The organism is Streptomyces hirsutus (assembly GCF_001418415.1).
In the GTDB taxonomy this organism is placed as follows: Bacteria; Actinomycetota; Actinomycetes; order Streptomycetales; family Streptomycetaceae; genus Streptomyces; species Streptomyces hirsutus.
The window spans coordinates 1-8,955 of the sequence record NZ_LIQT01000467.1; the positions used below are offsets into that span (position 1 = coordinate 1).

Consider the following 8,955-nt stretch of genomic DNA (forward strand, 5'->3'; position numbering starts at 1 on the left):
GTCCCGGACGGCGCCCTCGGGGACGCGGAGCGGATCGCGGGCGTACTGCGGTACTGAGAGAGGCGGGGCGGGCGGGCTCCCAGGGGCTGCCGCGCGTCCCCTCGCGAGGCGCCCGTCCCGTCCCGGGGTGCCCGGCCGGAATCCGGCCGGGCACCCCGGGACGAGGTCGGTCCGGGTCGCTTCCGTGAACAAACACCTATGCGTCGAACATGTGCGCGTGCAGCCGATGCCGACCGGAACCCTCATCAAGTCACTTGCGCCCCAAGGGATTTGGCCCGCCGGATCGGCATCCGGCACATACCCTCGAGTAACTCTGCGAAGACCGTGGCATGTGCCATGGGCATGACCTTAAGGTGTCTTGCCGAATCGCTTACAGGGCGTGGCGGGCTGTGCCACAGTCGTAACGGTCCCCCCATCCGACTCTGGCCCGAACCGTCCCACATTCGGAGTGCGTCATGCCGCCCCACCTCTCCGCGGACCGCTCGACAGCCCAGCCGCCAGGACGCGGCCCGGTCGACGCGCTCATCTCGCAGACCCGGCGGCTCAAGGGCGACGTGGACGCCGTACGGCGCGGCACCCCCGCGGACACCTCGGACCCGCAAGGCCGCTGGCAGCGCGCACTGTACGACCTGGCACTGCACCAGCTCAACGACCTGGACGAGCACCTGGCCCAGCTGCGGGACGGCCCGCTGCCCGTACCCGCGCCGGCCGCTCCTGCGGGGCCGGCCGGGCCCGCGCCCACCACGCAGTCCACGCCGGGGCAGGGTCCCCTGCTCAGCCGGGTCGGCAGTGCCGAGTGGAACCTGCTGACGGACGAGGCCAGTTGGTCCGGGGAGCTGTACCGCATCCTGGACCGCGACCCGGCCGCCCCGCCGCTCACCCTCGACGAGCTGCCGTCGCTGGTGCACGACGAGGACCGGCCGAGACTCACGGCGATGGTCACGGGCTGTCTCGTCGACGCCCGTCCCATCGACGGCGAGTTCCGGCTGATACGCCCGGACGGCAGCGTCCGGACCGTGCACATGATGGGAGAACCGGTCCTCGGGACCGACGGCAGCACCGCCTCGATGTGGGCCGTGCTACGGGACGTCAGCGAACTGCGCCGGTGCCGACGGGCGGTCAGCGAGACCCGTGACTCGCTGCACCACCGGGGGCAGGACGCGGCGCGGACCGGGCAACGGCTCGCGGTCGGGCTGCAGGAAGCCGTGCCGCCGGCGTGGCGCGGCTCCCTGCTGCTCCCGCGAAGGGGGCCCCGCACCCTGGACGTCGCCGCCCGGCACCTCCCGTCGGCGACGGGTGCGGCGACCGGCGGAGAGTGGTACGACGCCCTCGAACTGTCCGACGGCGCCACCCTGCTCGGTGTCGGCGAGCTGACCGGGCAGGGCGTCGGCATGGCCTCGGGCATGGCGATGCTGATCGGCGCCATGCGGGGCATGGCGATGTCCGGCACCGAGCCCGGCCCCCTGATGGCCTGCCTCAACCGGTTACTGGACGCCACCGGGCAGCCCGCCCTCGGCAGCGGCCTCTGCCTGCGCTACCGGCCCGAGACGCGCTCCCTGGTGTGGGCGCAGGCCGGGCACCCCGTCCCCCTGCTGTTCCGCGGCGGGACGGGGCACGCACTGGACGTTCCGGACGGCGTCCTGCTGGGCGCCGCCCCGACTTCCTCCTACGGGCAGGCCGAGGAGACCCTCGAAGCCGGCGACCTGCTGCTGCTGCACACCGACGGGCTGGTGCCCGGACGGACCGGAGCCGCATCCGCCCACCGACTGGTCGGCCTGGCCCCGCAGTTCGCGGAAAGCCGTACCGCGCAGGAATGTCTGCTGGCCGTCCTGCGGGAGTTCGGTGACAGGCAACGCGAGAACGACGCCTGTGTGCTCGTCGCCCGGGTTGCCTCGTAGGGCTCCTGAGCCGCTGCTCCGGCGTCGGCGGCCTCGTACGAAAAACAAACGGGTCTCGTGACGAAGCGCCCGCGCTCCCCCGCCGTTCCCGTGCTCCCCGGCCCCGCTACGCCCGGGCGCTGTCCCCCTTGCCCCTTGGCCTGGGCAGGGCCGCCCTGATCTCCTCCCGCAGTTCCTGGATCCTGGGGTACGAGGAGTACTCGGCGGTGAGCCGGTACATCTCGCGCAGCCGGTCCCAGGTTCGGCGGGAGGAGTTGGAGCCCATCGACATCAGCGCGAGACGCGCGTACCGGTCGGCCTGTTCCGGGTCGTCGGCGATGAAGCAGGCGGAGGCCATGGAGAGATGGTCGAAGATCTTCGACCGCTCCCGGCCGTCGACGCGCAGGGACAGAGCCTTCTCCGCGTAGTGCTGGGCGTGCACCGCCGCGTCGGGTTCGAACTCGGCCAGCGTGCGGTAGGCCAGGGCGTGCATGCCGTACAGGTCCTCGTCCTTGAAGGTCTGCATCCAGTCCGGCGGCTCCTGGTCCGGCCCCCGGTCGGAGACGAACAGGTCCTCGGCCCGGCCCAGGGTCCGGCGCATCGCCTGCCCCTTGCCCATGGACGCCTGTGCCCAGGCCTCGATGGTGTGGAACATCGCGCGGGTGCGCGGCAGAGCCTCCTCGCCCGAGCCCGAGTGAGCGAGTTTCAGCAGGTCCAGGGCCTCGTCGGGCCGGCCCAGGTGGACCATCTGGCGGGCCGCGCGGGACAGCGCCTCCCCCGCGCGCGGCCGGTCGCCGCCCTCCCGGGCGGCGTGCGCGGCGATGACGAAGTACTTCTGCGCGGTGGGTTCCAGGCCGACGTCGTGCGACATCCACCCGGCGAGGACGGCGAGGTTGGCGGCGACGCCCCACAGGCGCCGCTGGAGATGGGGTGGGTGGTGGTAGGCGAGCATGCCGCCCACCTCGTTGAGCTGGCCGACCACCGCCTTGCGCTGGAGGCCGCCGCCCCGGGCGGCGTCCCAGGCGCGGAACACCTCCACGGAACGCTCGAGTTCCTCGATCTCCTGGGACCCGATGGGGGCGGCCTCGTACCGGTCGAACCCGGCGGAGTCGGCGTGCGGCGGACGGTCGAGTCGGGAAGCGTCGGTGGTCAGGGCGGGATCCGTGTGCAGCCAGTCGTGCATGGCGCCGGTGAGTGCGGATCCCGCGGCGAGCGCGGCGCCCGCGCCCACCAAGCCGCGTCGGTTGAGCATGAGGTCCATTCCCGTGAATTCGGTGAGGATCTCGGCTGTCCGCTCGGGCGCCCACGGCACTCCGTCGGGATGTTCCCTCTTCCCGACGCTCTGCCGTTTCCCCGTACGCCCGTGCCGGACCAGACCGAGATCCTCGATGGTCACGACACGGCCGAGACGCTCGGTGAACAGGACCGCCAGCACCCGCGGGACGGGATCGCGCGGGATTTCTCCCATGTCGATCCAGCGCCGCACTCGGGAGGTGTCGGTCGCCAGCTGGGGATGGCCCATGGCCGCCGCCTGCCGGTTGACCAGCCTCGCGAGTTCGCCCTTGGACCAGCCGGCCAGGCCGAACAGGTCCGAGAGCCGGGTGTTGGGTTGTCCGCTCACGTCAAGCCCCCAGGTTCTCGGCTGAGTTGACAGTAGCCGGGTGAAAGATGCCGAGCGACTATTCGCCAGGGTTCGCCAGGGTGCGCCAGATGGTGTGCCAGGGGTCATCGGGTGTCGAGTAGGAATGCGCCACCACGACCCGGTCCCGGCCGGGGCATTCCCCAGGATGCGCCTGGGCGACCGGGCCGTGTGGTGCGCTGACGTCACAGGCACACGAAGGGATCTGTATCACCCATGTACGCAGCATCGTCCTCCGTGTCCGCCCCGCCCCGGCCGCTCCGTCCGCGTCCGGCGGACAGCGGCCCCTACCTCGCCCCCGCTCGCCAGGCGGCTCCCGTGCTCGGTGCGGGCAAGCCACGGCGCGCTCCGGGTTCCGGCCCTCAGCAGCTGAGCGGCCGGCTCGACCTGTCCGGCCCCCAGGGCGCCCAGTTGCGCTCGGCGCTCGCGTCGGTGCACCGCATCTGTCCGGAGTTCGCGCCGGTCCAGGTGCTGCGCCGCAACGGCCGGTCCGTTCTCCTGGTCGGCACGACCGGCCGGAGCACCGCGGTGGCCAAGTGCTTAACGGATCACTCGCCCGCCTGGTCCGAGCGGTTCCGGCACGAGATAGCGGTCTACCGCTCGTTCGTCCGGCACCGCCCGCCCACGCGGGCACCCCGGCTGATCGCGGCGGACCCGGACAACTGCACCCTGGTGATCGAGCGGATGCCCGGCCGGGTGGCGGCACTGCAGCGGCACCCGGTGGAGGCACCACCACGGGCGGACATCAGGGCCGCGCTCGGCGCGATCTGCCGGCTGAACACATGGCGTCCGCCCGCCGGCACGTTCGACACCCCGCTGGACTACGCGGCGCGGCTCGCCCGCTATCACGAACTGGGTCTGCTCACCGACCGGGACATGGACGATCTGCAGAAGCTGCTGCACGGCATCGCGCACGCGGCAGGGCGCCACGGCATGGGTCAGTTCTGTCACGGCGACGCGCTGCTCTCCAACATCCTGATCTCACCGGCCGGTCCAGTGCTGGTGGACTGGGAGCACGCGGGCTGGTACCTGCCGGGCTACGACCTGGCGACGCTGTGGGCGGTCCTCGGGGACGCGCCGGCGGCGCGGCGGCAGATCAGCCAGATCGCGCAGTCGGCGGGCCATGCCTCACGCGACGCTTTCCTGGTGAACCTGATGCTGGTGCTGACGCGTGAGATCCGTACCTACGAGACGGCCGTGCAGCGTTCGATGCACGACGCGCCCCCGGCGGCGCCGAACGCGGCCCGGCCGGGCGCGCTGCCGTCCGGCGAGGAGCAGCGGCTGCTGCTGCGGCGGCTGCACGACGACTGTCAGCTGGCCCGCAAGGCCGTGCGCGCGGCGGTCGGTACGCGCTGACCCCACGGGTCTCGGCACGGTGTCGGCACGTTCCCGGAATTTCACGGCCCGTTCCCGGCGCCACCGGTGTACGCCACTGACGTACCGCAGGTCTCCGGGCCGCCGCCACGAAAGTCCCGTGCCCCCCGGGTGACAGGGGAATCGCACCTCTCCTGGGCATGATTGACGGATCATCGGCCAGCCGGTAGCACAGACGCACCGCAGGCCCCCGTACGGCCCTGCGGCTCGTACGGACCGTCCCGCCCGATCGTCCCAGGAGACCGCGTTGCGAGGATCCCCCACCCGACCCGGCCGTGCACCGGTCGCCGGTGCCCGCCCTGCCCGCCGCACGGCCGGTGCCCTGACCGCGGCGGCGCTCACACTGCCGCTGCTCGGCGCGGCCCCGTCCGCTGCCCCGCCGGATGCCGTCCCGTCCGGCGGAACCCGGTTGCAGAAAGCTTTCGGCGCCGCGGCCGCCGCGTACGAGGTGCCGCGGAGCGTGCTGCTGGGCGTCTCCTACCTCCAGTCCCGCTGGGACACGCACGACGGCGCGCCGAGCGTGACCGGCGGTTACGGCCCGATGCACCTCACGGACGCCCGCACCGCGCTGGCGGCGACGTCGCATCACGACGAGGGGACGGAGGATCCCCGGGGCGACGACGCCCGGCCTCCGCTGCGTCCAAAGGCCCGCGCGCCGCGCACCGGGTCCCTCCCGGACCGGCTGGCCACCCTGCCGAGGGCGGCCGAGCTGACCGGGCTGAGCACCGGGCGGCTGCGCGACGATCCGGCCGCGAACGTGGCGGGCGGCGCCGCGCTGCTGGCCGAGGCCCAGCGGGAGCTCGGCGGGGCGCCGAGCGAGGACCCGGCGGACTGGTACGGCGCGGTGGCCCGCTTCTCCGGCACGGACGACGCCGCCTCGGCGGCGGCGTACGCGGACGAGGTCTACGAGGTGATCCGCGCCGGTGCGCACCGGGTCACGGACACGGGAGAGCCGGTCGTCCTGGCCGCCCGTCCGGAACTCGTCCCGGACCGGTCGGCGCTGCCCGGCGCCGGTCCGCGGGCCGTGTCCGCCGGCTCCGCCACCACCCCGGAGTGTCCCGCGACGGTGTCCTGCGAGTGGATCCCGGCGCCGTACGAGGAGTTCGGGGACGGCGACTACGGCAACCACGACCTGTCGGACCGTCCTGCCTCGCAGCCGATCCGGTACATCGTCGTCCATGACACCGAGGGCGCCTGGGAGGGTGTTCTCGACATGGTGCAGGACCCCACCTATGTGTCGTGGCACTACAGTCTGCGCTCGACCGACGGCCACATCGCCCAGCATGTGAAGGCGAAGGACGTGGCCTGGCACGCGGGCAACTGGTACGTCAACGCCGGGTCGATCGGGCTGGAGCACGAGGGCTTCCTGGCGGAACCGGACGCCTGGTACACCGAGGCGATGTACCGTTCCTCGGCCCGTCTGGTGCGGTATCTCTCCGAGAAGTACGACATCCCTCTGGACCGGCAGCACATCCTCGGCCACGACACCGTGCCGGGTACGACCGCGGCGACCGTGCCCGGCATGCACACGGACCCCGGCCCCTACTGGGACTGGGCCCACTACTTCGAGCTGCTGGGCAGCCCGTTCGAGGCCACGGCCGGGAAGAACGGCGGCCTGGTGACGATCCGACCCGACTACGCCACCCACGGCCCGGTGTTCACGGGCTGCGAGACCGCGGGCGAGCCGTGCGCGGTACACGGGTCCAGCGCGGTGCGGCTGCACTCCGACCACGACGAGACGTCCGCCCTGATCAGGGACATCGGCCTGGGTTCGAACCCGACGACCGGGGTGAACGACCTGTCCTCACGGGTGTCGACCGGCCAGCAGTACGCGGTCGCCGGCCGGTGGGGCGACTGGACCGCGATCTGGTACCTGGGGCAGAAGGCCTGGTTCAGGAACCCGAAGGAGCGGCCCACCGCGGTGCCCGCCGCGGGCCGGGTGGTGACCCCGAGGAAGGGCCTGGACTCCGTGCCGGTGTACGGGCGCGCCTACCCGGAGAAGGCCGCCTACCCGGAGGGGGTGCCCGCGCAGGAGGTGTCCCCGCTGCCGTACACACTGCTGAAGGGCCAGCAGTACGTCACCGGCGGCAAGGTACCCGGTGAGTACCTGTACGCGGTGACCTTCGACCGGTCCTCGCACCAAGTGGTCCGGGGCAAGGAGCCGTACTACCAGATCCAGTTCGGTCACCGGGTCGCGTTCGTGCGGGCGGCGGACGTGACGGTGAGAACCGTGTAGCGGCGGCCGTCCCCGGCCTTCAGTTCCGGCCCTCGTTCCCGGCCCTTGTTCCCGGCCCGGAACGAGGGCCGGTCCGGGCCGGTCAGCCCTGCTGGAACAGTTCGGCGGGCAGCGGCTTGAGGAGGGTGTACAGGTCGTCGGTGATGGGGCGGTCCCAGGCGGCGATGGTGACCAGCACATGGTCGCTGCGGTCGAACTGCACGCAGGAGATCCGGCTCTCGGAGAGCTTCACCCGGCGCACGATGAGCAGGTTGTCGCCCTGCATCACGGGCACGTCCTCGGTGCCGACCACGGTCACCTCCTCGTCGTTCTCCAGCGCCAGCAGCAGCTGTCCGACCTCGAAGGGGACCTCGCCCTCGGGGACCTCTCGGGCCGGGGAGCCCTCCGGCAGATTACCGATGATCATTGCGGGGCCGCGGCCGCCGAACAGGTCGTAGCGCAGGAAGACGCCCTGGCAGGTGCCGTCGGGGGCGGGCAGCAGCCCGGCGCCCAGATTCCCGGGCCAGTCGCCCGGGTCCATGGCCAGAACGTCGAAGTCGGGTCCGGCGGGAGTGGCGCTGCGGCGGCGGAGGAACGACATGCCGCCATGGTACGTGCCCGGGCCCGCGGGCGGACGGCCGGGCGACGCCCGCCACGCCCACCCGGTCCGCCGTTGTCGTCGGCCCTGCGGACAGCCCTTGGGGACGGCCATGCGGACGACCCGCAGCTTTGTTTCGAGGGCTACTCCTCCGGCGGCGCCGGCGGGACCACCACGACGGGGCTCGCCGCGTGGAGCAGGACGGCCTGGGTGACGGAGCCCATCATGCGGGCCGGTGCCAGCAGGCGTCGCCGGTGGCGTCCCACGACGACCAGCCCGGCGCCCTCGGAAGCCGCGACCAGGTGCCCGGCGGCGTCTCCGGGCAGCACCCGGATCTCGGCGGTGACCTCGGGGTGCCGGGTGCGGTGCGGGACGAGGAAGCCGTCGGCGAGGACGCGGGTCTCGTGCTCGACGGCGCTCTGGTCGATCTGCGGCGCGGGCACCTCACCCGGCAGCATCCAGGTCTGCGGGGGCCACGGATAGGCGGCCAGGACGCGGAGCCCGGCGCCGCGCAGGGCGGCCTCGCGGAAGGCGAAGGCGAGGGTGGCCTCGTCGGGGCTGTCGACGTTCACGCCGACGACGACCCCGGGGCCTGCTCCGGCGCCCTCGGCGGACCCGGCGCCCTCGGCGGACGTGCCGGTGTCCCGGCCGGGCCGGGGGACCACGACGACGGGGCATTCGGCATCCCGGGCCGCGGCAAGGGAGTTGGAGCCGAGCAGCAGGCTGCTGAAACCGCCGCGGCCTCGGGAGCCGAGCACCAGCAGCTGTGCCGTGGCCCCCAGTTCGGGCAGGACGGCGCCGGGAGCGCCGTCCAGGGCGACGAAGTCGACGGCGGGGAGGCCGGTCCGGCCCTCCAGCCGGCCCCGGACCAGACCGAGGACCGGGTCGTCCTCGGCTGCGGGAAGTCCGGCGGGCGCCGCGTCGGGCCGCCCCCAGAGAGCGTACTGACGTACGTGTGCCACCCTCAGTGGGGCCTCGCGCCGGTGTGCGGCGTCGAGGGCCCACTTCAGGGCGCGCAGACTGTCGTCCGAACCGTCGACCGCCGCGACGACCGGCTGAGTGCTCATGGGGTTCCTCACTTCCGGACTACGGCGCTCACTTTCCGGGGCCGGCCCGGCCCTGGTCCCGGAAGAGTCTCCCTGGTCGTGTGTCCAGAAGATCGGCGGCGACACCTGCCCGGCGGTCCTTCCGCTCACCGGTCGGCAGGCCCCGGCGCGTGCGCCCCGGGGCCCACGCGCCCTGCTCACGTCAG

Annotated in this window: 6 protein-coding genes; 3 read left to right on the forward strand and 3 right to left on the reverse strand. The window is 73.0% G+C overall.

Annotated features, from left to right (window positions below; translation table 11 throughout):
• Window positions 1-455 precede the first annotated feature (455 nt).
• A complete protein-coding gene (locus AOK11_RS30935) occupies window positions 456-1,898 on the forward strand; it encodes a PP2C family protein-serine/threonine phosphatase (RefSeq protein ID WP_055597005.1) in 1,443 nt (480 codons plus the stop codon).
• Window positions 1,899-2,004: 106 nt separating this feature from the next.
• Here the strand turns inward: AOK11_RS30935 and AOK11_RS30940 are convergent, their stop codons facing one another.
• A complete protein-coding gene (locus AOK11_RS30940) occupies window positions 2,005-3,498 on the reverse strand; it encodes a DNA-binding protein NsdB (RefSeq protein WP_055597006.1) in 1,494 nt (497 codons plus the stop codon).
• A gap of 234 nt (window positions 3,499-3,732) precedes the next feature.
• On the opposite strand from AOK11_RS30940, the gene AOK11_RS30945 reads away from it, so the two are divergent.
• The gene (locus tag AOK11_RS30945) at window positions 3,733-4,872 is read left to right on the forward strand and encodes an aminoglycoside phosphotransferase family protein (protein ID WP_055597007.1); all 1,140 of its coding nucleotides are present in this window, start codon (window positions 3,733-3,735) and stop codon (window positions 4,870-4,872) included.
• Window positions 4,873-5,137: 265 nt separating this feature from the next.
• Complete coding sequence (locus tag AOK11_RS30950; protein ID WP_055597008.1) at window positions 5,138-7,126, forward strand: N-acetylmuramoyl-L-alanine amidase; 1,989 nt, start codon at window positions 5,138-5,140, stop codon at window positions 7,124-7,126.
• An 82-nt stretch (window positions 7,127-7,208) separates the two neighbouring features.
• Here AOK11_RS30950 and AOK11_RS30955 read toward each other — a convergent pair whose 3' ends face one another.
• Window positions 7,209-7,706, reverse strand: coding sequence for a glycosyltransferase family protein (locus AOK11_RS30955; RefSeq protein ID WP_055597009.1), 498 nt, complete (start codon window positions 7,704-7,706; stop codon window positions 7,209-7,211).
• Between the two features lie 140 nt (window positions 7,707-7,846).
• The gene (locus AOK11_RS30960; protein ID WP_055597010.1) at window positions 7,847-8,770 is read right to left on the reverse strand and encodes a universal stress protein; all 924 of its coding nucleotides are present in this window, start codon (window positions 8,768-8,770) and stop codon (window positions 7,847-7,849) included.
• Between the last annotated feature and the right edge of the window lie 185 nt (window positions 8,771-8,955).

Excerpts from the sequence above, each read along its gene's own strand:
- AOK11_RS30935 (WP_055597005.1), top strand. The coding sequence starts at position 456 with ATGCCGCCCCACCTCTCCGCGGACCGCTCGACAGCCCAGCCGCCAGGA.
- AOK11_RS30945 (WP_055597007.1), top strand. The coding sequence starts at position 3,733 with ATGTACGCAGCATCGTCCTCCGTGTCCGCCCCGCCCCGGCCGCTCCGT.
- AOK11_RS30955 (WP_055597009.1), bottom strand. The coding sequence starts at position 7,706 with ATGTCGTTCCTCCGCCGCCGCAGCGCCACTCCCGCCGGACCCGACTTC.
- AOK11_RS30960 (WP_055597010.1), bottom strand. The coding sequence starts at position 8,770 with ATGAGCACTCAGCCGGTCGTCGCGGCGGTCGACGGTTCGGACGACAGT.